Source organism: Desulfurobacterium crinifex (genome assembly GCF_054656775.1).
The window spans coordinates 538,133-561,865 of the sequence record NZ_BAAHXO010000004.1; the positions used below are offsets into that span (position 1 = coordinate 538,133).

Genomic DNA, 23,733 nt, shown 5'->3' on the forward strand with positions numbered 1-23,733 from the left:
TTGCTAATTTCACGCCTTCGCACTAAATTTATCACAGGCGGTTAGAAGCTGTCTGTGTTCATCGCACTCATACTTCTTTTTACGAGCGGTTCTTCGGAACCGCTCCTTTTTATTTAATCCGATTCGAGGTTTACCATGGAAGAAAGAATTAAAGAAATTGTGGATAGAGTAAAAGAACTTCTTTTGCCAATTTTAGAAGAAGGTGGCTTTGAACTTGTTGATGTGGAATTTGTTAGAGAGCCTGTTGGATGGGTTTTGAGGATATATGCAGACAGACCTGAGGGTGGTATTACTATTTCAGATTGTCAGTGGATTAGTGAAAGGATAGGAACGCTCCTGGATGTTGAAGATCTAATTCCTCATGCCTACAACCTTGAGGTTTCTTCTCCAGGGCTTGATAGACCTCTTAGGACACAGAGGGATTTTGAGAGACACGTTGGAATTGTGGTAAAGATAAAGACTCACGAGCCTATGGATAACCAGAGAAACTTCAAGGGAGAGGTTGTTTCTACTTCGGAAAAGGGTGTAACTATTCATGATGTTTCAAGAAATGCGAACGTAGAGATACCCTATGAAAACATTAAAAGTGCGAGAGTGGATGTGGACTCTCTTTTCGACAAGTAAATAAGGAGGATAACTAATGGAAAGTCTTGGTAAAACTATAGAAATGCTCTGTAGAGAGAAAGGCATCTCCAAAGAAGATGTTATTGAAGCTGTAAAGATAGGAATTATCAATGCTGCGAGAAAGGCTGGATATAAAGGTCATCTTGTAGTTAAGATAGATGAAGACGGTAGGGATTTTGGCATATTTCAGGAAAAAACGGTGGTAGAGCAGGTTAAAGATCCTGATTACGAGATCTCTCTTGAAGAAGCGAAGCAGCTCTTTGGAGAAGATATAAAAGTTGGAGATAAAGTTCTCGTTGAAATAAAGACTGAGGAGCTTGGTCGTATTGCAGCAAAAGCTGCTGCCCAGGTGATTCATGAGAAGATCTCCAGCGCAGAAAGAAGAGCCCTTTTCGACTACTTTAAAGAGAAAATAGGGGACGTAATTTCAGGAACTGTTAAGGAGATTAAGAGAAGCGGAGACATTGTTTTAGATCTTGGAAGGGTTGTTGGGATTCTTCCGAAAGAAGAACAGATATCAAAGGAGAGATATAGAATAGGAGACAGGGTAAGAGCCTATATCTACGATGTTGTTTTTGATTACAAGCGTTACAACAGGAGAAAGCCATCCAGAATAGATGACTATCCACCCCCTTACATTATCCTCTCAAGAACTCATCCAAAGTTTTTAAAAAGGCTTATGGAGATTGAAATTCCAGAAGTTGCAGATGGACTTGTTGAAATAAAAGCAGTGGCAAGGGAGCCAGGAGTAAGGGCGAAAGTTGCAGTGGATGCCAAGGAAGATTTCGTCGATCCCGTTGGAGCCTGCATAGGTGTTAAGGGAAGTAGAATTCTTCCAATTTCAAGGGAGCTTTCTGGAGAGAAGATAGAGATAATTAGATGGACAGATGACGTTGCAGAGTTGGTTGCAAGAGCCCTTTCTCCAGCCAAGGTTCTTCAGTCAGAAGCTTACGAGGATGAAAATGGAGAATTGAGGGTAGAGGTTGTTGTTCCTGACGACCAGCTTTCCCTTGCCATTGGAAAACACGGGGTAAATGCAAGGCTTGCCTCAAAGCTCGTTGGACAGATTGTCGGAATAGATATAATCAAGGAGAGTGACTACAGGAAGCTTGAAGAGTTGGAAGCAATGGAAGAAGAAGAATGAGAACCTGTGCAGGATGTAGAGTGAAGGAAGAAAACGAGGATTTCATAAGATACGTTGAGTTCGAAGGAAAGCCCCTGCCTGATGTGGCGAGAAAGCTGCCGGGTAGGGGCTTTAATGTTTGTCCTGATTTTAGGTGTATAAAAACCTTTGTAAAGAGGCACTTTAAGGGGAAAGTTTCTCCAGAAGATGTTTACGGGTATACATTAGAAGCACTGAAAAATTACTTCCTCCATCTTCTTTCTCTTTCCCACAAAACAGGAGTTACTGTTGTCGGTCAGGATAACATTAGACCTCTTGGAGATAGGGAGGGAGCACTTATTTTGGCTTCAGATTTAAGTGAAAAAACGAAAAAGAGATTGATAAAGTCTTCCTATCTTGTTGTGGATAATCTCTTTACTTCTGAAGAGATAGGAAATGCATTGAGGAAAGAGAGAGTGGCAGGAGCAGTTTTTGTTGAGAATGCCGGTATAGGAAGAAAACTGATGAAAGTAGGAAAAAAAATTGTAAGGCTTGTTAATTCGAGAAAGTGAAATGAGAGATATCCTTGCTTTTGGAAGTGTTGTTATTGATAATGTCCTTGTTGTTAGTAAGTTTGCTGCTGTTAATGAAACAGTTCAGGCAAAGAAGTACAGATATACTTACGGTGGTGCCGGAGCAAATGTAGCTGTTGCGGCTGCAAGGCTTGGTGCTAAGAGTGGTATCTTTGCAGTTTCAGGTTACGATTTTGAAAAGATAAACTATAAAAAGTGTTTAAAAGAGCAGGGAGTTGACATAAGGGGTGTAATCGAGGCAAAAGAGTTTCCAATGCCAAGGAGCTTTATTATTAGCAAAGAAGATAGCGATGATCAGAGGCTTTATTACTATGAAAATAAAAAAGGAGTATCGAAACTGCTCTTTGAACACAAGTTTCTTGCTTCAAAACTTGCCAAAGAATACGAAATACTCCACTTCTCAACAGGTCATTTTGAGTTTTACTACCGCTTTTTGAAACGTAACAGACTGAAAAACGTAATAAGTTTTGATCCAGGACAGGAAACTTTTACCTATCCCCATAGGGTTACCAGACTTCTTAAACATACCAATCTTCTTTTTATGAATAATCATGAAGCTAAAAGGATAAAAGAGATATTAAGGCTGAAGAGTATGAGAGAGGTCAAAGGTCCAAAGCTGATATGTGTTTCCCTTGGAGCTCAAGGGTCAATAATCATTTACAATGGTCAGACCTATCGTATTTCTGCTGTTAAACCTTCAAGGCTCGTTGATCCGACTGGGGCTGGAGACTCTCACAGGGCTGGTTTTCTTGTAGCCCTTTTGAAAGGTTATGATTTTCTTACTGCCGGAAGAATAGCTTCAACTGTAGCTTCCTTCACTATTGAGGCTGAAGGAGCTCAAACAAGCCTTCCAACCTGGGAAAAAGTTATAAGACGTTACGAACACTTCTTCAAGGAGAGGTTTCCCCAGCCTCAGACCACCTGGGAAGAGACTAAGAAACTTCTTTTAAGCTAAGCTTTTCTACCGAAACCTCCTCCGCCAGGAGTTTCTATTCGTAAAACATCTCCTTTTGAAAGTCTCTCCGTAAACTTTCCATCTTTTCTAATTTTCTCTCCATTTCTAACAATCCAGTTCTCCCCGGTCTTCCCCGGTTCACCGCCAAAGAGCCCATAAGGTGGAACTCTTCTTCTTTCAGAGATGACCGTTACTTCAACATCTGTCAGGAATTTGAATTCCCTTACGATTCCATCTCCTCCTTTGAAAAGTCCGTCTCCTCCGGAATTCTTTCTTACAGAGTATTCAGTGATCAGGAATGGATATGCAAACTCAAGAGCCTCAACAGGGGTGTTCAGCGTATTTGTCATGTGGGAGTGAACTGCACTTTCTCCATCGCCTTTAGCAGAAGCTCCCATTCCACCGCCGATTGTTTCATAGTAGGTAAAAGGTTTTCCTGTATCTGGATTAATTCCTCCAATCGTTACATTGTTCATTGTTCCCTGGCTCGCAGCGGGAATAAAGTCTGGAAGAGCTTCAGAGAGAGCTCCAAGCAGAACATCAACGATCCTCTGTGAGGTTTCAACGTTTCCTGCAGAAACAGCGGCAGGGAATTTAGCATCAACAACTGTTCCTTCTTTTGTAATTACATCAATGGGAGCTAAACAGCCAGCATTCGTTGGGATATTCTCCTTAACAAGACACCTGAAAACGTAGAGAACTGCTGAAAGGGTTATTGCTTTTACGCTGTTAATACTTCCTTCAACCTGAAAGTCAGAATCGGAAAAGTCAACGACAGCTCTGTTTCCATCTATGGTTAGCTTTACTTTTATTTTTATATCCCTGTTTCCTGAACCGTCGTCCTCCATAAAGTCCTCAAATTCATAAACACCATCCGGAATTGATTTTATGGTCTCTCTCATAATTCTTTCGGAGTAGTCAATCAGAGCTCTGCTGTAACCTTTGACAGTTTCTAAGGAGTATTTTTCTATAAGCTCCTCTAACCTCTTTATTCCAACCCTATTTGCCATAATCTGGGCGGCAAAGTCTCCTTCCCTTTCTTCTGGAGTTCTAACGTTAGCCTTTATGAAATCAAGGAATTTTTCATCGATTTTTCCATTCTCAACAATTTTTACCGGCGGAATTATTAATCCTTCTTGAAAAATGGAGTTTGAAAGGGGCATTGAACCGGGAGAAATTCCTCCAATGTCTGCATGATGAGCTCTGTTTGCAACGTAAAAGGCTGGTTTATCTCCACCAGCATAGACAGGAGCAACAATTGTAATATCGGGCAGATGTGTTCCTCCCCTGAAAGGGTCATTGAGGATTGCCATGTCCCCTTCTTTTAGTTCTAAACTCTCGATAACTGACTTGACCGACAGGGGCATTGAGCCAAGATGGACAGGGATATGTGCAGCTTGGGCTACCATTTCTCCATCTTCATCAAAAATGGCACAGGAAAAGTCTTTTCTCTCCTTTATGTTGGGGGAAAACGAAGTCCTCTGGAGGACAACACCCATCTCTTCGGCAATAGAGGAAAACCTGTTCTTGAATATCTCAAGAAGAATTGGATTTACGCTCATTCACACCTCAATGACAAGGTTTTTGTATTCGTCAACAAAAGCCTTTGCAAAAGGTGGAATCACGGTCGTTGAGCTGTACTCAACAACGATTGCAGCACCCTCTATCCTGTTTCCGGGAAGGAGCTTTTCTCTATCGTAAACAGAAGTTTCTGTCCACTTTCCATCAAAGTAAACTTTTCTCTTTTCTAAGAGAGCTCCCTCTGGAACTTTTTCTGAAACAAAATTGAATTTCTTCAATTCCGGCTTTTCTGTTTCTCCAATTGCTCTTATTCTCACATTTACAACTTCAGCTTCCCTATTCCGATTGGAGTATCCATAAACCCTCTCATGCTCGTTGTGAAAGGCTTTAATAAAGTCATCTACAAACGGGACAATTAGCTCAAAAGATTGTCCTTTGTACCTCATATCAAGATATTTCTCTACTTTTATTTTATTTTCTGAAATCCCCTCCCTCTTTAAGTCTTCGACAGCCCTTTCTTCAAGAACTTTAAAGAACCTTTCAATGTTTTTTCTGTTTACACTTTTGCCTGTAAGCATGACTGTTAGGGAGTAGTCCTTAACAATATCTGAAAGAACCATTCCCATTGCAGAGAGGATTCCCGGATTCTGAGGAACGATAACTCTTGGAATGTTGAGCATCTTTGCAAGGAAAGCAGCATGCAATCCGCCAGCACCTCCAAAAGAGAAAAGGGAAAACTCCTGGGGATCATACCCCCTTTCCACAGAAATTACTCTAATAGCTTTTTCCATTTTTGTATTTGCAATGGTTAAAATTCCTTCTGCGAGCTCCAAGGGAGTAATTCCTACTTTCTTTGCCATCTCCTCAAAGTATGGAACAATCCTTTCATAGTTCAACTTCATATTCCCACCGAGGAAATAGTCAGGAACAAGCCTTCCAAGAAAAAGGTTTGCATCTGTTATCGTTATCTCCTCTCCTTTACCGTAGCAGATGGGACCCGGGTCTGCACCGGCACTCTCAGGACCTACGGTCAGAGCTCCTCCAGAATCAATTCTTGCAATAGAACCTCCGCCAGCACCAACAGTGTGAATGTCAATTACCGGAACCTTTACGGGGTATCCTTCTATTTTTGATTCTGTTGTTATGATAGGTTTTCCATCTATCAGAGACACATCCGTTGATGTCCCACCCATGTCAAAGGTTATGAGTTTTTCGTATCCTGCCAGTTTCCCTATTTTCCACGCTCCGACAACACCACCAGCAGGTCCTGAAAGGATTGTCCTAACAGGCTGTTCTTTTACGGTTTCGGAGGAGATAACCCCACCGTTTGACTGCATAATTCGGAGCCTGTCTTCCTTACTTAAATGGTTCTCAAGGAAAGAGATGTAACCTTTCATTTTCGGCATAACGTAGGCGTTTATTACACTGGTGGAGCTCCTCTCATACTCTCTGAACTCAGGAACAATTTTGCTGGAAATAGAAACCTCAAATCCATATTTCTTCAAAACCTTCTCAACTATCTCTTCATGCTCTGGGTTAAGAAAAGAAAAGAGGAATGAAACAGCTACAGACTCAACACCTTTCTCCTTTAAAATTTTTGCAACTTCTTCTATTTCTGCTTCATTCAGTTTTTCAATTTCTTCGCCTGTGTAAATGATTCTTCCTTTAACGCCGAAAGAGAGCTCCTCTGGAACAAGAGGAGGATTTTTTCTGTAGTGAAGGTCATAAAGCTTTTCTCTATTTTGCCTTCCTATGAAGAGGATATCCTCAAATCCTTTATTAGTTATGAAGGCCGTTTTTGCACCCTTTCTTTCAAGGACCGCATTTGTTGCAACAGTTGAACCATGAGTAATGTTTTTAGGTTTATCTTTTGCAATCTTCTCAATTCCATAGAGGACAGCCTTTGCTGGATTTTCAGGAGTTGAAAGGGTTTTGAAAACTCCCCACTTATCGCCGTCTTTATAGATAAAATCTGTGAAAGTTCCACCTGTATCAACGCCAATGATAACCATCTCTCACCGTTGGCTTCGTTTCAGTCAACTTTGAACAGAAAGTACCAAAACGCATAAGAACCACTGGTGTGAAATTCGCCAGATTGTAGATGATTAACACCTAGTGAAGAGGTAAAGCTATCTATCTTTTCATCTTTACGGTTCAAAACAGATTCCAAAGACAATTTTGGAACGTATAAACTTACCGCCAATAGGTACTTATTTTCTACTGAAGATTGCCGTAACTTCTCAACATCTCCTTTAAGCCAGCTAAAATTATTATTTGTTATAGTTTTAACTTCAACAACCTCTTTAATTTGTATCGAGTTGTTCTGTCCTGCAAACAAAGAAAAATCGTATTTAACACCAACTTCCCTTAGCTTTTCCGATACACCGAGTTGAAGATCAAGACCATTTTCCCTGATTTTATTGATAAAGTACCGGGTTAAATAGACAACGATAATCTGCTCAAAACCAAAGTCATTTTTCTTAAAATTTGGACGTTCATGAAGTTTGTATTTGTTTACTTTGGCTACCCAATCTAAGACTTCTTTGAAAGAAGAAGGAATGCTACTAAAGGCGCTACAAATCCAACTATCTAAATACATATCCATACCTCCACTACCACCTCCCTAAACATTTCAAAAAAAGGACTCTGGCAAATGGAAGAACAATTATCGTAGAACTGCACTTAACGATTATAGCAGTTTCGTTTTGGGATACCAAGTTTTCAAAGAAAGGCTGCTTGGAAAATCCAGAGAACTAAGAAGAGAACCCACACTCATAAAAACCGCTGTCAAAAGATCCACTGTAATTTAGCAGTTATAGGAAAATGATCACTAACATATTCCTTATAACACTCCCTAAATGTTTCCATTTGTTCTACCTCTTGGTATGAGCTTATTTCCTTACAAACCCTTTTGGAAGTTTTAGCTGAGGAACATTGACAAATTAAACTGTATATAACCTCTCCTGATGCTCCCCTAATCCAAAAAGGAATAAGGAAGTTATCATACCGGTTCCGATCCTTACCAATCATAGTAATATCATAGATTACTGGCCGATATAATCCTATTTTCTTTCCTATTTTCTCTAAAATGTCGGGTTCCATGTTAAAGTCGCCTCCAATAATTATAATTTTAGGAGAAAACTTCCTCTTCAATTTCTGAACAACCGATGCTAAGGAAAAAATTGTTCTAGTCATCCTCAACGTATTTTTTGTCCTTTTCTTTTTAATCTCTATTCCGAACACTCTCATTTTAAGATCCACATGAACGTTAACAACTGCTATATCACAGTATTCTTGATAGCTATTTCTTCTTCTGAGTCCCTTCTTTCTTCTTCCTACCCGTGAAGACTTCATTTGCAAACACACAATAGAGGGTTTCCTCTTAAGACCTAACAATGACAAATTAGATAAGACTTCTTTATCAACCAAACGTACAGAAGAAAACTTGTTTTTCTTCACTAAAAAAACAAAAGTTTCATTTCTTTTATCCGTTTTAGTATTTTTTGGCTCAGACACTATCAACTCTCTTTTTGTTTCCTTCTCAAGGTTTTTCCAAAAACCATTCCAACGTTCATCATTAGCTTTTAAAACTTCCTGAAGTAGGATAATGTCCTCATCTCTACTCTCCAGAAAATCATAAATCAATTCTCTATCCTTCTCTTTTTTCCCCTCCGGACTAAAATTATTCAAGTTCCAACTCAGTAAAGTTAAAGTTAAGTCCGGATAGGAAGGTCTCCCTTCCTCGCAAAATCTCTTTAAAAATCTCTTTACAATCTTCTTCTTACATAAATATCTGAAGGCTTTTCTAACATTCTTAGAAAAGAATCTTTCCAACTGAGAAAAAGCTCGTCTTACAGGTGGTAATTCAGCAACCTTCTCGGCTGCTTTTGCCCCTACTCCAATTGCACCCACCTCTCCTAGCGCTCCAAAAGCAAAATTTTCCACACTGAAAAGTTCCTCTTTGAATGACTGAAAGGCATCGCGAAGTGTGTAATTTCCATCCTTTTCAAAAGCTTTTTCAGCTTGATTAAAACACCCGTTTACAAATCCAATACCACCTCCTACAACCGCTCCTGCAACAACATTTCCCCCTGTTACAGCCCCAACAACAGCTCCAGCGGCAGCTCCGGAAATAGCTCCTCCAAATCCTCCAGCAATACATCCTTTAACGGCATTAATTAGATGGGTTTTATTCTTCTCTACCCAATCAGCAACTTCTTGGACTTTTTTTGAAAAGAGGTTAACAACATCTGATAAAGAAGGAATACTAAAAGCATACGCTTCAGAAGAAAAAAGCTGATAAAGCGAAAGTTTTTGAGAGGTAGAGTTAACAAATAAGATATTTCCATTATTAACGATGACCTCATAAGTGTTACCCGATTTGTCAATCAAATAGCCGCTACCATTAGGTAAGTTGTTTTCAAAAGAACCTATATAAACAAATTCATTACCGATGTATAACTCTCCCCATCCTTGAATTTTTCCGGCTTTAAATTGTCCTATGTAATAAACATCTAAAGGCTTGATATAAAGTTCCCCTTCTCCATCTTTTAAGTCATTTTTATATTCTCCTCTATACCAGCTACCATCAGGAAAGAGATAAAAACCTTTTCCGTGTTTTTTTCCTTCCAAGAATTCTCCAACATATCTACTTCCATCACTCCATAAAACCTTTCCCCAACCATCTGGAATTCCATTTACGCTCCATCCTTCGTACACAGCACCATCAGAGTAAGCAGTCTTCAAATAGCCTTCTAAAAATCTACCCCTTTCCCAAAAACCTTCTTGGATGATTAGAGCTTTATCACAACTGGTTACTCTTTCACTTTTAAAACAGAACTTGCCAAAACCAGTGATCTCCCCTTTATCAAATTCTCCTTCATAAATAAAGTTCTTTGATTCAAGTTTTCCTAATTTAGGAACTAAAACATCTCCATTTATACTTAGTTCGCCTTCAAAAGTAACAACTTCTTCGGTAATTTTCTCTCCTTGAATGTAACGGAGAACTAACTTCAAACTCTTTAATTCGCAGTTTTCATCTAAGCATTTATAAAATTGATCTGATTTCAGTACTAGATTGCTAGTGATGTAACCTTCTTCTGCATTTACACTGTAAGGAATGCTTCTATATCCGTCGCTTTTTCTTATAAAAACAAGCTTACCTTTACCGTGAGCAAAATTCCTACCATCTATTGTTATAAATTTACCATACCATTCAACATCAAAACTTTGCGAAATGTCTTGTGGAAGAAAAACAAAAACATCATTATTAAGAACTTTAACTAAGCTTAAATCCGTTAATTCCTGAGAATAAAGACTTGTCGGTTTCAAACAAAACGAAAAAGTAAGACATACAACAAAGAACCACCTATAAAGAAAACTCAAGAGAGACACCAATCCTCCGGTTATTCTTTCTTCCTTCCGGAGTATCATTGGTATCTATTGGGAACTTTTCTCCCTTTCCTATGTTCACTATAAAAACATTTTTGAAGCTCTTTCTTAACTTATCATTCAAAATTTGTGCTCTTCTCAAAGATAAAGCTAAATTATATTCCTCCGAACCTATACTGTCCGTATGTCCCTCAATTATGATTTTACTTACCTTAGCACCACTTTTCTTAATTGCAAATTCCAAATCTGAAAGTACTTTGTCAATGTTAGGCTTATCTTCTGCAATAACTTCTGTCTTATCAAAACAAAATCTTATCTTTCTCGAAGAAGAAAAGGTCAGTAGATTTCCAGAAGGAAGCAGTTGGGCAATTTGATCAGGTGTAAGGGATTTAGAAAGATTGGAGCTATAAACCGTAATAACCCTTAATGAACCATTATCGGCAAGAACTATAATATTGCCACTTTTCGTTTTTCTTTTAATATTAAAAACTATCTTCTTAAGCTTATCCTCCGAAATTTTCGTATCAGGAGGAGCGAAAAGATAAACTGTTAATTTCCCATCCTTAAAGACTATTTTCCCACTGAGGTTTCTTACCAATCTAAAGATTTTCTCGGTGTCTAAATTTTCAACAGAAGAAAAAGCTACCTTTTCCAGTTGACCCTGCAAATTATTTATGCGTAACTGAATGAACTGTTTCCCTTTTTTCTCCTTCTCCCTTGATAGTCTCACATCTCCAGAACGAACTTCCACAGTTGACTTAGAAATCGACTCATTTCCCTGCTTTTCAGACCGGAAAACTGAAGGTTTATGGTGTTTTACTGTTTTCTGAACTTGAGCTGAACTCTTTCTTTTTTCTTCCCCAAATTTACCAACCAGTACAAAGCCTATAAGAAGCAGCATTACTCCCACTGCTAAAACTACAACTCTCTTCATTGTTCCCCTTCCACCAAAAAAACTTAGTTTTTATTTGCAACAATTCTACCACACTCCAACGAGAACAACCTAAATGTTGGGATTCTGTTCAAAAGATGCTATAACAAACACGTGTACTTTCTCCATAAGTAGGGGCTCTTTCACACTTTTACTGTAATACCAAAACTGGTGTAGAATTAGATTTATGAGGACGATAGATGGGACGAAGATAAAAGAGGATTCAGAAGATCTAAAAAGGTTGCTGAAGCGGTTATCTCACCGAAGATTTATCCCCCGTATCCAAATGCTCATCCTTTTAAAGGAAAATCCAAAAATGACATTAAAAGAAATGACAAACCTATTGCATTTTAGTTATCCAACTTTAAAAGGATGGTGGAAAAAATACGAGAAAGGAGGTTTAAAAGAATTACTTGATTGGAAAGTAACTGGATATCGGGGAAAGATGACTGAAGAGCAACTTCAAGAATTTGTAAATGAGCTTAACGAAAAAGGCTTTAGCAACCAGAGAGAGATGATAGAGTGGATATATCAGAAATTTGGAATCAGATATTTCCAACAAGGGATATCGGATTTGCTAAAGAGGATAGGAGCAAGGAAGAAAGTAGGAAGACCGGTAAACATTAGAAAGGACGAGAATCAAGAGAAAGAATTCAAAGAAAAGATATTTAAAGGAATAGCGAGAGAAAATCCAGATAAAGGAATTTTTTTTTATGACGAATCCAGATTTGGATTGATGTCCCAAGTAGGCAGAGAATGGAGAGGAAGAGGGATAAAACCGATAATTCCGACAATAATGAAATTTGAGTACAGGTATTTATATAAAGCCGTATCTCCTATAACAGGAGACAGCTTTTCATTTGTAATGCCCGATATGACAACAGAAAGCTTGAATCTGTTTTTAAAGGAATTCAGTAAATACTTAGGAAAAAGGGAAGCGATAGTAGTTATGGACAATGCATCTTCTCATAGGATAAAAAGTTGGAAGTACCTACAAACATACAGATAGTGTATTTGCCACCATATTCACCGGAACTTAATCCAGTAGAGAGGGTGTTTCAGGATATAAAGAAGCACTTGAAGAACAAAGTTTTTAATGTAATAGAAGAATTGGAAGATACTGTATGTGGAATAGTGAAGTCGTTTAGGGAGTGTCCACCCAAGTGTGTAAAAATTAAACCTAAAGGAGGGTGGACACATGAAAAAGAAATATGATCCAGAACTCATTAAGGATGATCTTAGGAAGCTCATCCAACAAACATTAAAAGAAGCATTAGAAGCAGAGCTTGAAGAGTTCCTTGGCTATTCAAAGTATGAGCGTACTAATTCTAACAACTCCAGAAACGGCTATATCTCCAAGACTGTTAAAACCGCAGCTGGAGAAGTAGAGATTGAAACTCCAAGAGATAGAAAGGGAGATTTTGAACCCAAAATAGTCAAAAAACGCCAGACAGTCCTTGAAGACCTGGAGAACAAGATAATAGCCCTATATTCAAAGGGAATGACAGTAAGAGACATTCAGGAATTACTCTCCGACATGTATGGAATGGACATAAGTCCTTCTTTGATTTCAAAGATTACCGACAGACTAACTCCGAGAATAGAAGAATGGCAGTCAAGACCACTTGAAAGAATTTACGTTATCCTTTATATAGACTGCATCTTTTACAAAGTACGACAAGATGGCAAGGTAGTAGATAAAGCAGTTTACGTGGTCATAGGGGTAAATAAAGAGGGACGAAAGGAACTCCTTGGTTTTTGGATAAATGAGAGCGAAAGTGCCAGCTTCTGGTTCAAGGTACTAAATGACCTAAAAAGTAGAGGAGTCAAAGACGTTCTGATATTTAGCGTGGATAATCTGTCAGGAATAGGGAAAGCCATAAAAGGAGTATATCCTCAAGCAGAAATACAAAAATGTGTAGTTCACCAGATAAGGAACTCATTAAGATATGTATCGTGGAAAGACAAAAAAGAATTATCATCGGATCTCAAGAGGGTTTATGGAGCAGCTACACTTGAGGAAGCAGAACTTAGGATGAACGAGTTTGAAGAGAAATGGGGAAGTAAATACCCACACGTAGTAAGGAGTTGGAGAGCTAATTGGGAAGAGCTTATGGCTTACTTTAAGTATCCGCTTGAACTCAGGAAACTTATGTACACGACGAACATCATAGAGAGTATTAATAGTAAGTTCAGGAAGGTAACAGATGGAAAGAGGGTATTTCCGAGTGATATGTCAGTTCTTAAGAACCTCTATTTAGCTGCTTTGGAACTTGCGAAAAAATGGAACAGAAGTGTTATCAAGGATTGGGGTATTATTTACGGGCAGCTGTCAATAATTTTCGAGGAGAGGTTAGAGGCATGATAGAATTTACACAGTTCTATGGACACTCCCGTCGTTTACACCTCAAAGGTTAAAGAAACTTACTTTTTATCCTTACATTAAGGAGGCTGTCTTAGGATGATTTATAAATCGGTATTGGTATTAGCATATACTTCATATCCGTCAGAGTAATATTTCTTTGTTATCGGAATTTTCTCCCATATCTTTTAAAAAAGTTTCTTCATCTCGGTTACCTACTTCAAAAGTAACTGTTTTCCTACCTCTATCTTCTATCACTGCTGTCCAAACAAACAATGCAAGATTTTTTCTCTTCTGGATGTTCCTTCCTGCTGGCTTCTGGAGTAAATACCGTTGCATCTATATCTTTGTTTTCCTTTCTGGTGCTCGTTCTTTTTGCACCAGTTAGAATCGCAATCGGGACATCTTATGTCGTGCCTGTATTTTCTCGGTCTTCCTCTCTTCTTTTCCATAGTCTATATTTTAGTATCTAAAGAAACGAATTCCTTCAAAGGCTTCTTTATCAATCATTTCTTTTAATGTTAACCTTTTAAGCTCGAATAGTGTTAAGGTCGAAACAACTGCCTTTCTCTGACCATTCACAATATCTATCCAATAGTTTTTTGCAGTTTCATTACCTGCCAGCAACTTTATAAAAAAACCAGTATCAAGCCCGGTCACGATCAGAAGCTCTCCTTTCTGCCTCAATTTCTTTTAGTGCCTCATCGGAAACAAGTTTTCCTTTTTCTTCAATCAATTTTAAGACAGCCATTCCTGCTTCTTTTCTTTCCCTGTCTATAAGCCATTCCTGGAGGGAATCTCTGATAAGCTTACTGAGGCTCTTACCTTTGTTCTTTGCTATTCTTCTCAGTTCTTCTGCAAACTCCTTATCAATACTAACAGTTATTCTCTCTATTGCCATAAGGTTCTCCTTATACCTAATTCTTTTATTATGTTATGGGGTTATGAGCATAAAGTCAATATTGTTGAGATTGCGATACATAATGTTATTTTTTTACTTAAGTCTTCAATTGCTGCTTGTAGAACTTTCCAGCTGATCTGTGCTGTGTGCATATCCGGTTTAAACTTTGAACTTACTTGTTGATAGGGATGAATATAATTCCTGAAATCTCGTAGAGAATGGCTAAATTTTTTCACATCCAAACCTAAGAAACCAATTTCATATGCAACATCAATGAGATTGCTTAATGTCCATTCGCGAAATGGTTTTGTCTTTCCTTCTTTGTTCTTGGGAGCAGATTTTGAAGTGTTAAATTTTTGAGGATGCTTGGTAGCTAAATCAAGCAACAATCCTTCAAGTACACTTCCACATAGAAAAATAACTGCCAGTGGTGCCTTATTATTTAAGCAAATTTGGATCTCATTAATTCTTTGTCTAATGACATCCGAAAGCTCGGCACTTAAGTTCAATTGCGATAGTTTGATTTCAAAATCTCTTTTTAAGAAGTCTTCTTCTTTTGCGGCATCATCATATTCTTTTCCAAGAAGTCTATAGATAATTCTTAAAGCCCTTTTGTAGTCATCATCTATATCTTCACCCATCCTTTCCTGACTGTATCTCCATATTTCTACTAATTCCTTTAAAACCTTTCCTACAACCTCATTTGATTCTATTTCCCAAAATGCCCGCAACCTTTTTGCTTTTGAGTTTCCGTTAAAGGCATATTTGTCATCGCGAATATTAATACCAACAACGCTTCTAAAAAACTCATCAAAAGTTTGATCCGAAAAATCAAGAACGTATCCTGTTCCCATGCCGAAGATATCTTCGAAAAACTTCTTTTCTATAGGCTTTAAATTTGCCATAACGATCCCTAATTTTTTCACAATTTTACTTTCTTTTTCACAATAATAGGTGTGTCTATTTTCTCTTTTTCAGAAATAGTGTAAGCTGATAGGAACTTTTCCACAAACTTTTCAGGCTCTCCTCTGTTGTAGTAAAGTTCCCCTATAGGTTCTCCTTCTTCTACATAGTCTCCAATCTTCTTGAAAAACCTTAATCCAACAGAATAGTCAATTCTATCTTCAGCTTTCCTTCTTCCACCGCCGAGCTCTATAACAAGATAACCGAGTTGTTCGCCATCTATATGGGTTATGTAACCAGAGATTGGAGCTTTCACTTCAATTTTTTTCTCTGCAACTTTTACATCAGGAGCTCCACCAAGGTACTCAATCCATCGGATAAATTGCTCTACTGCACTTCCAGAAAGAATTACTTCCGCTGCTCTCTTTTTTCCGTCTTCAAAACTTCCATAACCTGTAAGCTCAAAGAGGACTCCGACTAAAGAGGAAGTAACTTCTAACAAATCTTCGGAAATATCTCCGGAAAGGGCATCAATTGATTCCTTTACTTCAAGAGCATTTCCAGCATATCTTCCAAGAGGTTGGTTCATTTCAGTTATCAGAGCTCCAGCTTTTTTCCCATAGAGCTTAGAGACATTCACAAGTCCTTCAGCTAATTCTGTGGCTTTGTCCATCGTTTTCATAAATGCACCGCTTCCCACCTTTACATCAAAAACTATTGCTTCTGTGTTAACTGCAAGTTTTTTACTGAGAATGCTTGAAACGATGAGAGGAATGCTCTCAACTGTTAAGGTGGCGTCCCGTAGAGCGTATATCTTTCTGTCTGCTGGAGCTATTTTTTCTGTTTGAGCAGATATTGAGAAACCAAACCTTTTAACAACTTCGGTTATTTCCTCGTCTGATAACTCCACTTTCATTCCAGTACTTTCAAGTTTATCTGCTGTTCCTCCTGTGAATCCTAAGGATCTTCCAGAAAGTAAAGGTGCTTTAAATCCCATTTCGGCAAGGACGGGAGCTATAATGAGAGATACCTTATCACCAATTCCGCCTGTGCTGTGTTTGTCAACAATTCTTCCATCAACTTCTACCTTAACTGTTTCTCCACTTTTTAGCATTGAATCTGTAAGAGCTAAAGTCTCTTCATAATCGAGTCCTTGAAAGTAGATAGCCATCAGAAGGGCAGCCATCTGATAATCGGGAATTTCTCCAGAAGTGTATGAGTTGACGATGAACGCAATTTCCTCTTTTGAGAGCTTTTTCCCGTCTCTCTTCTGTTTGATTAACTCTTTGAATATCATGCTCTTCCCGGAATCAGGTTATGATCAACATTATATGAATCATAGCATTTACAAGGGGAACAAGTATCCAGTTGAGCAGAGGGCTTATGACGAGAATGATGAGGATTATTGGACCATAGGGCTCAATTTTCTTATAAGAGTAGTAAAGTTTCGGTGGTAAAAGTGCTTCCAGTATCTTCGAGCCATCAAGTGGTGGGATGGGTAAAAGGTTAAAGATTCCAAAGGCAACGTTTATAAAGATACTGTACTTGAAGATGAGAAATAGTGGTTCAGAGATATTTGCTGGAAAAGCGCTAAATGGGAAGTACTTCAAGAGGAGAACACTTATAAAGGCGCTTACAAAGTTTGCAAAAGGTCCTGCAAATGCCACAAGAATTTCACCTTTACGGGGATCCATTTTCCTGAAATTTCGTGGATTTATCATTACAGGCTTTGCCCATCCAAAGTGGACAAGGAGCAGTGCCAGAAAACCGATAATATCAAGGTGAGCAAAAGGATTTAAAGTTAATCGTCCTGTTATCTTTGGGGTGGGATCACCAAGCTTATAAGCCACGTATCCGTGGGCGAATTCGTGAATAGTTATAGCCCAGAGGATTGCCGGCAGGGCAATTATGAAATTCATAAGCCACTCGTACAACTAAAACCTCCTTCATAATTAAAATTGGTTTGAGTTTATCTGCAAATTGTAGTTTTTGCGATAAATTCAGCTATTTATTTTTTCTTCCACTACTTCACCAAAAGGTTCAACTTCTGTAAATATCTGTCCCTGAAATCTATAGATCTGACACTTTGGGTCAAGCCAGCAGTTTGGTGGTAATCCAGCTTTTATACAGGTCTGTGACAGGAATTCTCTTTCGTCCCATCCCCACTCAACGGGTACCTGAGGAAGCAGGAGACCGCAGGCACAACCACATCTGACAATAAGACCATCTCTTCCAACTTTTATTTCTTCTGGAAGTCTTTCGGGAGGAACGTTTAAAGGCTCAGGCGGAGTTAAAACTGTTACTTCAACTACAATATTTTTTAGCTCTTCAGGTCTTACTGGATAAAATCTTGGGTCTCTGGTAGCTGCTGAAATTGCTGCATTAATTGTTGCAAGAACTAATGGTATTATTGGTTCAGGGTATCCTATACAACCTCTAAGTTCCATTGATGGGTATTTTTTCAGGGTAACAAAAACCCCTCTTTCTTCAAAGAGTTTTGGAGACGTGTTTTCAGGAGGTTTAATTTTTACGCCAAAGTTTAAATACTGTTCAATAGCCTTTCTTGCAAGTTTAACTAAGAATTTCCCTTCTTCAAGAGTTAAAAGTTTCATAACTTCCTCTCTCTGAGGTTTATACTTTAAAAATTAGTTTAAATAAAGCCATTCCGAAAATGGTGGCTGTTAAGCATAGAGTAATGTTTAGAAAAACGTTTAAAAGTGCCTTGTAGTAGAGACTTTCCTGAATCAGAATAACAGTTTCATAACTGAAAGTGGAGAAGGTGGTCAAAGCACCTAAGAATCCTGTAATGAAAAATGCTTTCCATTCGGGAGCTATTATGTTTTCAAAAATCATAACTAAAAAGCCTATAAGTAAACTTCCAAGGATGTTTACAGCAAGGGTTCCAGCTGGAAATGAAATACCAGCGATTTTTTGAACAAATCCTGCGATGAGAAATCTTGAAATGGCTCCAACGAAACCGCCGATACCTACATAGAGGATGGTCATACTCTAACTCCTACCTCTTCTATCAGTTTATCTGTAATTATCTCAATTGCCTTTTCTCTTGTCTGGTCAAAATCGATGTTTTCAACTACTGGAATGGCTTTTTCTGTTGCTGTTTTATAGAGGTAATCCTGAATGAGTCGTATCGCTTTAAAGTTTCTCAAGTATCTCTTGCTGGTTCTCTGAGATATCCTTTCCCGTGATTTGAAGCGGCTTTTGTGTATCTCTTCATCAAGGGTTGTAAGTATGAGGTGGATTACGTGAGCTCTATCTTTCAATTTATCGAAAATTCCCGGGATGAGGTGAATTCCTTCAACGATGAGGCTGACGTTCTCTTTGATAGCCCTGTTTATTACTGCTTCAATGCCGGTAAGGACTTTCTCTGTCTGATCGAGGAAGCCGTAAAGGATTTTTTGCTCCTTTTCCATCTCTCCAAACTTGTAGATAACATCTCCCGCTTCGTAGCTTGAGACGTGGATTGATGGGACGAGTTCTTTTGAAATCATCTTTCTCATAACTTCTCTAATTGAGTCGGTTGAAGCCATTCGGTTGATTTCAAGAATTCCTGCGAGCTCTGCTGCAAGTTTTGATTTTCCAACTCCCGTTGCTCCGCCTATAAGGATGATTATTGGCTTGTCCAGTCTTTTCATTTGGCGCCAGAGGAGATACCTCTGGGCATACTCTTTTCCGAGTTTTTTCTTGAGGAATCTGCTTGTGATGTCACGGAGCTCAGACCTCTTTATTCTGAACTTTCCTTTCTGTCTCAGATAATCTGCAATTTCCTTTGCGATTTCAAAGGCTTCTTGAACGTCAACTCCAGCAGATCTGATGGATCCAGCAAGAATTCCCCTTGAGAAAGGAACAAAAGTTTTTCCATCCGATTCAGCAACGAGAATATCTTTTTCACCTACTAACTGTCTGTACTTTTCTGCAACCTTTTTCCCGTATGTAGACTTCAAAACCTTAAACACGAGATTTGTTAACTCTTCAGAAGTGATTGTCCCTTTGAACTTTGATGCAACCTCATCTGCGACGTGGTAGGCTTCATCTATTGAAAGACCGGTTTTTGTCAGAGATCTGACAAGAACACCCCTTGAAAACGGGTACTTTTCTCCAGAGTTATCTATTACGTATCTTTTCCTCTTTCTCTTTTTTTCCATTCCTGTAGATTTTCCTGATTATTTTTAAATGTTGATTATAGCTCTTTGAGAAAATGTGCCCCTTGTTTTCTGCAACAAAGTAGAGGTATTGGGTCTTTTCTGGATACATTGCTGCCTTTATCGAATCAAGTCCCGGATTGCAGATGGGAGTTGGAGGCAGTCCTCTTATGTAGTAAGTGTTGTATGGGGAGGGAAAAGAGGTGTCGCCTCTATGAAGTTTCTCTTTCTCTATTCCTGCTACTTTGTAGGCATAGAAAACGGTTGGATCGCACTGAAGTTTCATACCTTTTGCGAGTCTGTTGTAGATAATGCCAGCAATTATCGGTTTTTCTTCTGGAAGAGGGGTTTCCTTCTCCACTATTGATGCGACTATCAGAATTTTGTCTTTTGTGACTTCCTTTAGTCCTCTTTTTACAATTTCTGGAGGATTATAGTCTTTGAAGAGAGATTGTGTTTTCTTGTTAAAGTTCTTTACAGTTTCTTCTATGATTTCTTTACAGCGTGCATTTTCCCTATGGTAGTATGTATCCGGAAAAATATAACCTTCAAGGAACTTTAAGTTTAGGGAGTTCAAAAACTCTTTATCTTTTGAAAGTTTCAGTACTTCTCCTTTTCTGCAGAAGCCTTTTTCGCTGAGGATTTTATCAACGTCAAAGATGTTTGCTCCTTCCGGAATTGTTACCTTTGTGAGACAGGGAGAGCCTTTCGTCAGTTCCTGAACGATTTCTACTGGAGAGTAAGTGCCTTTTAACCTGTAGCAACCAGCTTTTATGGGAATGTGTTTGTATCGGATCCAGAAATAGAGGATCTGTTCATTTTCTATGGCATTGAGTTCTTTTAGTCTTTTCAGAACTTCCCGGGTACTTTGATTTCTTTCTATTCGAATGTTTACATTAATTTCCCGTTTTTCATTGAGAGACCGGTAAACATAGATGGAAGTGAGAAAAGTTCCTGTTACAATGGCAAGTAGAATCAGTAGAAGGAATTTTTTCACTTTTTGAGTTTCTCCGCAGCACAGAGTAATCTCTGGAATGCAGTAATGTTTGAAAGGACGGCAAGGATAAGGAGACATTCAACAAGAAATCCAGTTATAAGTCCGGCAAGGAGAAGGAAAAATCTTTCAGGTCTCTCAAGAATTCCTACTTTGCACTCTATGTTAAGAGATTCGGCTTTTGCTCGTGCATAACTTGTTGCAAAAGAGCCTACAATTGAGAGAAGAGAAAGGATAAAGAGGTCGAAATTCTGAAGATAAAACCCCAGTATAGATATACCTGCAAGTGGGAAGAAATCTGAATATCTGTCAAGAAAGGAGTCAAGGAATGACCCAAATCTTGAGGTTTTTCCGTTAACTCTTGCAGTAATGCCGTCGAGCATATCGCACAAACCCGATAGAATGAAAAAGAGTGTTCCGACAAAAAAGTTGTTCATGCCTATTGTGATACCTGAGATAAAAGAGAAGACAAATCCTGTAACTGTGATGATATTTGGTGATACCCCTACGGATCCTGCCCGTTCCGCAAAGGGTTTGAGAAGTTCTTGAGCCTTTACTTTTATATTTGTGGAGCTTATCATTCCGTTTTCCTTGTGATTGTTAGGAAGAATTATAAATTAAAATCTTAGAAACTCTGAAAAATCTGGAGGAATTGAAAATGGAGCAGGGACTTTCAAGGGAAGAACTTATTGAAATTATGGCGGCAATAATGAATGAAGAGGGGTTCGAAATCTACGAACCTGAAGCTGAAGAGGAGTATCTTCCTGACTTTTTAGCTGTTTACACCGATGAGAGTGGGGAAAGGCAGCAAATTGCTGTTCAGGTTGAAGATTGTCAGACTCTTCAAACGGAAGAAGCAGAGAAGAGAGCAAAAGCAATTGCAGAGCACTGCAGAAGGTCGGGAGAGGGATATCTTTTGGCTATTCCAATTGAGTGTGAAGACTTTGGTAATCAAAAATTTGATGAGTGGGGACTCTCCGATGTTGCAGAGCTCATACCTATCGGTATAGAGTTTGAGGAGGAAGAAGAGGAACTTTAATGGAGAGGTATTACTCCTATTCCAGATACCTTAAAAATCTATTTGGGGAAAGAGTCTATCGAGTAACAGTAGATGCCGGCTTCACCTGTCCTAATAGGGATGGCTTTAAAGGGAAAGGGGGATGTATTTACTGTTACTCTGGCTCTGATTACGATCCTGAAAAGAGAAGGAAGGAGATAGAGAAGCAGATAGCTGAGGGAATAGAAAGGGTTAAGAGGCGCTACAAAGCAAAGAAATTTCTCGTTTACTTTCAAGCATACACCAATACCTACGCTCCACCGGAAGTTTTGAAGTCCATATACGATGAAATTAAGAAATTTCCAGAAGTTGTAGGCCTTATCATTGGCACCCGTCCAGACTGTGTTTCCGAAGAGACTTTAGAGCTGATAAATTCCTACGCAGACAGATATCTTGTCTGGATAGAGTATGGACTTGAGAGTTCCCATTTTAAATCTTTAAAGTGGATGAATAGAGGACACGGTGTTTCCGATTTTGTGGATGCCGTTTTGAGAACCCGGAAGTTTCCGGAAATAAACATTTGCGTCCATACAATTTTAGGTCTTCCAACAGAAGATTACGATGACATGATGGAGACGGCGGATTTCCTAGCAGCACTGAAAATTGATGGCGTAAAGATTCATCCACTTCACGTGATAAAAAGTACCGCACTTGAGAGAATCTACCTTGAGGAGCGCTTCAGACTTTTAACGCTTGAGGAGTATGTGGATTTAGTCGTTGACTTTATCGAAAGATTACCGAGAAAGACTGTTATCCAGAGAATTACCGGAGAAGCTCCAGAAGACCTCTTGATCGGTCCCGAATGGTGCAGCCATAGGGAGAAGAACAGAGTAATTCAAATGATAAGAAGAAGATTTGAGGAGAGGGATACCTATCAGGGATTAAAACAACATTTTTAATTTAGCCTCTGCTACGGTAGTGTACGATATTTTGTGTAAGCTTGAGAAATGGGATAACCTCCTGGGGAACACCCCACAAATACCAACCCCAGGAGGCAAAAATGGAACTACAGAAGATTTTACCAGACCTCGTTAAAGAAGTGGTAAAACAAACCTTAGAGTCAATCATGACAGCTGAAAGAGAAGTGTTTCTTAAAGAACATGGAGGAACAAAGAACGGTTTTTACGTCAGAAACCTTGATACTGTTGTAGGAAAACTAAAAAACCTGAAAATCCCAAGGGACAGGGAAGGAAGATTTAGAACTAAGCTGATAGAACCTTACAAAAGGAGAGACATCAACCTTGAGGACTTAATCCTTGGAATGTTTGCCTCTGGCATGAGTGCAAGAACAATAGCCCAAGCTCTTGAGAGCGTGTTTGAGCTTAAATACTTGCCTTCAACTATAAGTAAGATATCGCAGGTGACCTTAGAGGAAATAAGCAAGTGGAAACAAAGAAAGCTCAAGAGGAGATACTCAGTCATAATGCTTGACGGAATGTGGCTATCTGTCAGGAGAGATACTGTTGAGAAAGAAGTTGTTCTTTTTGCTCTTGGTATAGATGAGGAAGGATACAGAGAAATACTTGATTTTGAAGTTAATCCTTCGGAAGGAGCTGAGAGCTGGCTGGAAATGATAAAGAGGCTTTATGACCGTGGTGTGAGAGAAGTTCTCCTTTTCGTAGCTGATGGAGTTACTGGACTTGAGGAAAGGATAAAGGAGTACTTTCCAAAAGCAGACTTTCAATCCTGTGTGGTTCACAAAGTGAGAAATACTCTGAACAAGGTAAGAGCTAAAGACAGGAAGAAGATAGCGAAGGACTTAAAGAGGATATATCAAGCCTCTACGGAAGAAGAGGCTCTGAGGGGTTTTGAGAAGTTCAAAGAGAAGTGGGGATCAAAGTATCCTAAGGTTGTAAAGTCCTGGGAACAGGAGCTTTATAAGTTCCTTACGTTCCTCAAGTATCCTGAGTCCATTCAGAGAGTGATATACACGACAAATCTGATAGAAAGGACGATAAAGGAGATAAGGAAGAGGGTTAAGGTAATAGGAGCTTTACCGTCGGTTAGTGCTGTTGAGAAGTTCGTTTATCTCAGGGTAGCAGTGCTTAATGATAGATGGTCTGACAGGGTAATTAATGGCTTTTTAGAAGCCAGGGAGGAACTTAAGGAGATGTTTTCCAGGAGGTACTCCTAATAGCTTACACAAAATTATTGACACAACCTCCTGTTACCCACCTTCGTTATGCAAAGTTCTTTTTCCTTAACTGCAAACTCTTTTAGTAATCTAACAGCTAAAGAT

General features: G+C 38.9%; 26 protein-coding genes. 10 read left to right on the plus strand and 16 right to left on the minus strand.

What is annotated here, in order from left to right:
- The first annotated feature begins 135 nt into the window (after positions 1-135).
- The 4 genes from ACYQ3A_RS04775 to ACYQ3A_RS04790 are packed head-to-tail and all read left to right on the plus strand — an operon-like array spanning position 136 to position 3,274.
- Complete coding sequence (locus ACYQ3A_RS04775) at positions 136-624, plus strand: ribosome maturation factor RimP (protein WP_459895970.1); 489 nt, start codon at positions 136-138, stop codon at positions 622-624.
- Positions 625-640: 16 nt separating this feature from the next.
- The gene (nusA, locus tag ACYQ3A_RS04780; RefSeq protein ID WP_459895971.1) at positions 641-1,768 is read left to right on the plus strand and encodes a transcription termination factor NusA; all 1,128 of its coding nucleotides are present in this window, start codon (positions 641-643) and stop codon (positions 1,766-1,768) included.
- Positions 1,765-2,298: a DUF448 domain-containing protein gene (locus ACYQ3A_RS04785; protein WP_459895972.1), complete on the plus strand. Its 534-nt coding sequence runs from the start codon at positions 1,765-1,767 to the stop codon at positions 2,296-2,298. Before nusA ends, ACYQ3A_RS04785 begins: the two co-directional genes overlap by 4 nt.
- A 1-nt stretch (position 2,299) precedes the next feature.
- Positions 2,300-3,274, plus strand: a complete 975-nt coding sequence (locus ACYQ3A_RS04790) for a PfkB family carbohydrate kinase (RefSeq protein ID WP_459895973.1) — start codon at positions 2,300-2,302, stop codon at positions 3,272-3,274.
- Here the strand turns inward: ACYQ3A_RS04790 and ACYQ3A_RS04795 are convergent.
- The 5 genes from ACYQ3A_RS04795 to ACYQ3A_RS04815 form a co-directional block, all read right to left on the minus strand.
- The gene (locus ACYQ3A_RS04795; RefSeq protein ID WP_459895974.1) at positions 3,271-4,836 is read right to left on the minus strand and encodes a hydantoinase B/oxoprolinase family protein; all 1,566 of its coding nucleotides are present in this window, start codon (positions 4,834-4,836) and stop codon (positions 3,271-3,273) included. The genes ACYQ3A_RS04790 and ACYQ3A_RS04795 overlap by 4 nt on opposite strands.
- Complete coding sequence (locus tag ACYQ3A_RS04800; protein ID WP_459895975.1) at positions 4,837-6,807, minus strand: hydantoinase/oxoprolinase family protein; 1,971 nt, start codon at positions 6,805-6,807, stop codon at positions 4,837-4,839.
- Positions 6,808-6,827: 20 nt separating this feature from the next.
- Complete coding sequence (locus ACYQ3A_RS04805) at positions 6,828-7,394, minus strand: hypothetical protein (RefSeq protein ID WP_459895976.1); 567 nt, start codon at positions 7,392-7,394, stop codon at positions 6,828-6,830.
- A 188-nt stretch (positions 7,395-7,582) separates the two neighbouring features.
- Positions 7,583-10,126: a hypothetical protein gene (locus ACYQ3A_RS04810; protein ID WP_459895977.1), complete on the minus strand. Its 2,544-nt coding sequence runs from the start codon at positions 10,124-10,126 to the stop codon at positions 7,583-7,585.
- A gap of 37 nt (positions 10,127-10,163) precedes the next feature.
- A complete protein-coding gene (locus ACYQ3A_RS04815; RefSeq protein WP_459895978.1) occupies positions 10,164-11,120 on the minus strand; it encodes an OmpA family protein in 957 nt (318 codons plus the stop codon).
- Positions 11,121-11,304: 184 nt separating this feature from the next.
- Here ACYQ3A_RS04815 and ACYQ3A_RS04820 point away from each other — a divergent pair, with 184 nt between their 5' ends.
- Genes ACYQ3A_RS04820 through ACYQ3A_RS04830 form a run of 3 tightly spaced genes read left to right on the plus strand, consistent with a single transcriptional unit; the run spans position 11,305 to position 13,482 of the window.
- Positions 11,305-12,126 (plus strand): IS630 family transposase, encoded by an 822-nt coding sequence (locus ACYQ3A_RS04820; RefSeq protein ID WP_459895979.1) that lies wholly within the window; start codon positions 11,305-11,307, stop codon positions 12,124-12,126.
- Positions 12,099-12,332: a transposase gene (locus tag ACYQ3A_RS04825; protein WP_459895980.1), complete on the plus strand. Its 234-nt coding sequence runs from the start codon at positions 12,099-12,101 to the stop codon at positions 12,330-12,332. The genes ACYQ3A_RS04820 and ACYQ3A_RS04825 overlap by 28 nt, the downstream gene beginning before the upstream one ends.
- Positions 12,316-13,482, plus strand: coding sequence for an IS256 family transposase (locus ACYQ3A_RS04830; protein WP_459894592.1), 1,167 nt, complete (start codon positions 12,316-12,318; stop codon positions 13,480-13,482). The genes ACYQ3A_RS04825 and ACYQ3A_RS04830 overlap by 17 nt, the downstream gene beginning before the upstream one ends.
- A gap of 141 nt (positions 13,483-13,623) precedes the next feature.
- Here ACYQ3A_RS04830 and ACYQ3A_RS04835 read toward each other — a convergent pair whose 3' ends face one another.
- From ACYQ3A_RS04835 to ACYQ3A_RS04885, 11 genes are all read right to left on the minus strand, one after another.
- A complete protein-coding gene (locus tag ACYQ3A_RS04835) occupies positions 13,624-13,818 on the minus strand; it encodes a hypothetical protein (RefSeq protein ID WP_459895982.1) in 195 nt (64 codons plus the stop codon).
- A 123-nt stretch (positions 13,819-13,941) separates the two neighbouring features.
- On the minus strand, positions 13,942-14,139 hold the full coding sequence (locus tag ACYQ3A_RS04840) for a type II toxin-antitoxin system VapC family toxin (protein ID WP_459895983.1): 198 nt from the start codon (positions 14,137-14,139) through the stop codon (positions 13,942-13,944).
- Positions 14,126-14,380, minus strand: coding sequence for a CopG family ribbon-helix-helix protein (locus ACYQ3A_RS04845; RefSeq protein ID WP_459895984.1), 255 nt, complete (start codon positions 14,378-14,380; stop codon positions 14,126-14,128). Before ACYQ3A_RS04845 ends, ACYQ3A_RS04840 begins: the two co-directional genes overlap by 14 nt.
- Before the next feature lie 41 nt (positions 14,381-14,421).
- On the minus strand, positions 14,422-15,285 hold the full coding sequence (locus tag ACYQ3A_RS04850; protein WP_459895985.1) for a hypothetical protein: 864 nt from the start codon (positions 15,283-15,285) through the stop codon (positions 14,422-14,424).
- 17 nt (positions 15,286-15,302) lie between these two features.
- Positions 15,303-16,580: a thymidine phosphorylase gene (locus tag ACYQ3A_RS04855; RefSeq protein ID WP_459895986.1), complete on the minus strand. Its 1,278-nt coding sequence runs from the start codon at positions 16,578-16,580 to the stop codon at positions 15,303-15,305.
- A gap of 13 nt (positions 16,581-16,593) precedes the next feature.
- Positions 16,594-17,217: a site-2 protease family protein gene (locus ACYQ3A_RS04860; protein WP_459895987.1), complete on the minus strand. Its 624-nt coding sequence runs from the start codon at positions 17,215-17,217 to the stop codon at positions 16,594-16,596.
- A gap of 66 nt (positions 17,218-17,283) precedes the next feature.
- Positions 17,284-17,895 (minus strand): TIGR00296 family protein, encoded by a 612-nt coding sequence (locus ACYQ3A_RS04865; protein ID WP_459895988.1) that lies wholly within the window; start codon positions 17,893-17,895, stop codon positions 17,284-17,286.
- A 19-nt stretch (positions 17,896-17,914) separates the two neighbouring features.
- A complete protein-coding gene (crcB, locus tag ACYQ3A_RS04870; RefSeq protein ID WP_459895989.1) occupies positions 17,915-18,289 on the minus strand; it encodes a fluoride efflux transporter CrcB in 375 nt (124 codons plus the stop codon).
- Positions 18,286-19,446, minus strand: coding sequence for an ATP cone domain-containing protein (locus tag ACYQ3A_RS04875; protein WP_459895990.1), 1,161 nt, complete (start codon positions 19,444-19,446; stop codon positions 18,286-18,288). Before ACYQ3A_RS04875 ends, crcB begins: the two co-directional genes overlap by 4 nt.
- The gene (mltG, locus tag ACYQ3A_RS04880; protein ID WP_459895991.1) at positions 19,406-20,440 is read right to left on the minus strand and encodes an endolytic transglycosylase MltG; all 1,035 of its coding nucleotides are present in this window, start codon (positions 20,438-20,440) and stop codon (positions 19,406-19,408) included. The genes ACYQ3A_RS04875 and mltG overlap by 41 nt, the downstream gene beginning before the upstream one ends.
- Entirely contained in the window at positions 20,437-21,018 is a 582-nt protein-coding gene (locus tag ACYQ3A_RS04885) for a CDP-alcohol phosphatidyltransferase family protein (RefSeq protein WP_459895992.1), read from the minus strand. Before ACYQ3A_RS04885 ends, mltG begins: the two co-directional genes overlap by 4 nt.
- Before the next feature lie 77 nt (positions 21,019-21,095).
- Here ACYQ3A_RS04885 and ACYQ3A_RS04890 point away from each other — a divergent pair, with 77 nt between their 5' ends.
- The 3 genes from ACYQ3A_RS04890 (at position 21,096) to ACYQ3A_RS04900 (ending at position 23,628) form a co-directional block, all read left to right on the plus strand.
- Positions 21,096-21,476 (plus strand): hypothetical protein, encoded by a 381-nt coding sequence (locus ACYQ3A_RS04890; protein ID WP_459895993.1) that lies wholly within the window; start codon positions 21,096-21,098, stop codon positions 21,474-21,476.
- The gene (gene mnmL / locus ACYQ3A_RS04895) at positions 21,476-22,393 is read left to right on the plus strand and encodes a tRNA modification radical SAM protein MnmL/YtqA (protein ID WP_459895994.1); all 918 of its coding nucleotides are present in this window, start codon (positions 21,476-21,478) and stop codon (positions 22,391-22,393) included. Before ACYQ3A_RS04890 ends, mnmL begins: the two co-directional genes overlap by 1 nt.
- A 101-nt stretch (positions 22,394-22,494) precedes the next feature.
- Positions 22,495-23,628 (plus strand): IS256 family transposase, encoded by a 1,134-nt coding sequence (locus tag ACYQ3A_RS04900; protein WP_459895995.1) that lies wholly within the window; start codon positions 22,495-22,497, stop codon positions 23,626-23,628.
- The last annotated feature ends 105 nt before the right edge of the window (positions 23,629-23,733 follow it).